This window comes from Streptomyces capoamus, from assembly GCF_014654935.1.
Taxonomy (GTDB): Bacteria; Actinomycetota; Actinomycetes; order Streptomycetales; family Streptomycetaceae; genus Streptomyces; species Streptomyces capoamus.
On the sequence record NZ_BNBF01000001.1, the window covers coordinates 492,481 to 494,936 of the forward strand.

A 2,456-nucleotide genomic window follows, 5' to 3' on the forward strand; every position below is an offset into this window, starting at 1 on the left:
CACGAACCCCACCCCCTGCGTCTGGCGGCCGTGGCCGCCCTGCTGTGGCCGCTGATCAGGGTGGCCGGCAAGCGGTACACGCCGTCCGCCTGGGGCGACGGCGGCGGTCTGGGGGCCGTGCTGAGGGACTGGCTGCTGCTGGTCGGCGCGCTGGCGACGCTGCGCGTGCTGTGCGGACTGCAGAGCGTGCCGGCCGAGGCCTTCACGGCGCTGATCCCCGCCCTGGTCCTCACCGCGGCGTGCCACAAGCTGATCCACCGCCATCTCCTGGCCGCCCGCCGCAACGGCCGCGCGCTGCGCCACGTCCTGGTGGTCGGGGAGGGCGCGACGATCGACGCGGTGGTCGGGCAGCTGGCCCAGCGCACCGACCACGAGTACGTGATCGTGGGGTGCTGCCCCGTCGGGGAGGAGGAGGTCCTCTCCGGTGTCCCCGTGTACGTGCGGCTGCCCCGGGCGGAGCCCGAGGCGTGCGGACACGACGCCGAGACGGTGCTCGGGGCGGCCGACGGACTCGCCGCCGACCTCGTCTTCGTGGTCCCCGGCCCGCACCTGTCGGGCCAGCGGCTGCGCCGGCTGTCCTGGGCTGTGCACGACCGCGGGTGCCCGATCGTCGTTCTGCCCGGCATCGTCGAGGTCGCCCGCCGCCGGGTCCGGCTCACCTCCGCGTCCGGGCTCACCCTGCTGCACATCGCGCCGCCGCTGCGCCGGGGGGTGCCGGTCCTGCTGAAGGAGGCCGTGGACCGGGTGGGTGCGCTGCTGCTGATCGTGCTGCTCTCGCCGCTGCTGCTCCTGCTGGCGCTGGCGGTGCGGCTCGGCTCACCCGGACCGGCCTTCTACCGCCAGATCCGGGTCGGCCGGAACCACACGCGGTTCCCGATGTGGAAGTACCGCACGATGATCGTCGACGCGGACCGCCTCAAGGACGAGCTGGCGGCGGCGAACGAGAACGACGGCCACATGTTCAAGATGCGCCGCGACCCCCGGGTCACCCCGCTGGGCCGCTTCCTGCGCCGCTATTCGCTGGACGAACTGCCCCAGTTGTTCAACGTCCTCCTCGGCCACATGTCCCTGGTCGGCCCGCGCCCGCCGGTGCCGGAGGAGGTGGTCGAGTACGACCCGGTGGAGATGCGCCGGCTGCACGTCAAACCCGGCCTGACCGGGCTGTGGCAGGTGAGCGGCCGCTCGGACCTGTCCTGGCACGAGACGGTCTCGCTCGACCTGCGCTACGTCGACAACTGGTCGCCCGCCATGGACATGAACGTGATCGCCCGCACCGTACGCGCGGTGCTGAACGGCCAGGGCGCCTACTGACGGTCCTGCGGGTCCTCCATCCGGGCAGGCCTGCCGCCGACACGCCGCGAGCGCGGGCCCTTCGCCGCCCGGGGCATGAAGGATCACGCACGTGAACGCCTCAGATCCCGGGCCGGCCCTCGGCCGCCGGCCCGTCGTGGAGCGCTCCCTGCGCGGCTTCACCGGCGCCGGGTACGACAAGGGGCGCCCGGTGCTCGTGCAGGCCGCCTGGTTCGCCGTCCTCCACCTGGTCTTCGTCAAGTGGTGGTGCCCGGCCCGCTGGCGCCCCGCGCTGCTGCGCGCCTTCGGGGCCCGGGTCGGGCAGCGGGTGCTGATCCGGCACGGAGTGCGGGTGCACTGGCCGTGGAAACTGGAGATCGGCGACGACGTGTGGATCGGTGAGGGTGCCTGGATCCTCAACCTCGAACCCGTCACGATCGCCGACGACTGCTGTGTCTCGCAGAGCGCGCTGCTGTGCACGGGCGGCCATCGCCCCCGCTCCGCCACCTTCGAGTTCGACAACGGCCCCATCCGGCTGGAGCCGGGCAGCTGGGTCGCGGCCCGTGCCGTCGTCCTGCGCGGGGTCACCGTCGGCCGGGGCGGCGTCGTGGGCGCCGGCGCCGTCGCCCACCGGGACCTCGCGCCAGGCACGGTCCTGACGACGAGCGGACGAACGGCATGAGGCTGCTCCACGTGGTCACACTGGTCAGCGACGACGGCCTCTTCGGCGGTCCGCCGAGCGTCGCGGTCGCCCAGGCGCAGGAACTGGCCGCACGCGGTCACGACGTCACCCTGATGTCGCTGTGGCGCGGCAGCGGCCCGGCCCCCGACCGGATCGGCGCCGTCCGGCTGCGCACCCGTCCGGCCCGTGCGCTGCTGCCGGGGCGGGGCTGCATCGGCCTGCTCCACCCCCTGCTCGTACGCGACCTGTGGCGGGCCGTGCGCGCCGCCGACGTCGTGCACGTCCACGCGGGACGGGACCTGGTCTCCCTCACCGCCCTCGCCGTCGCCGCGCTGCGCCGGGTGCCGTGCGTGGTCCAGACCCACGGCATGGTCGAGCCGCGCACCGCGCTGCCCGTCCGGCTGTTCGACCTGCCGTACCTGCCGCTGCTGCGCCGGGCGCGCGCGTGCTGCGTCCTGACCGAGCGGGAACGCCGGCTGGTCGC

General features: G+C 74.3%; 3 protein-coding genes. All 3 read left to right on the forward strand.

Annotated features, from left to right (window positions below):
• A partial coding sequence (locus IE312_RS02185) for a sugar transferase (protein ID WP_229898891.1) occupies nt 1-1,311 on the forward strand: 1,311 nt, incomplete at its 5' end.
• 91 nt (nt 1,312-1,402) lie between these two features.
• Nucleotides 1,403-1,972: an LbetaH domain-containing protein gene (locus IE312_RS02190; protein WP_229898893.1), complete on the forward strand. Its 570-nt coding sequence runs from the start codon at nt 1,403-1,405 to the stop codon at nt 1,970-1,972.
• Nucleotides 1,969-2,456, forward strand: a 488-nt coding sequence (locus IE312_RS38520; protein WP_229898895.1) for a glycosyltransferase, incomplete at its 3' end; no start/stop codon positions are given. The genes IE312_RS02190 and IE312_RS38520, both read left to right, overlap by 4 nt.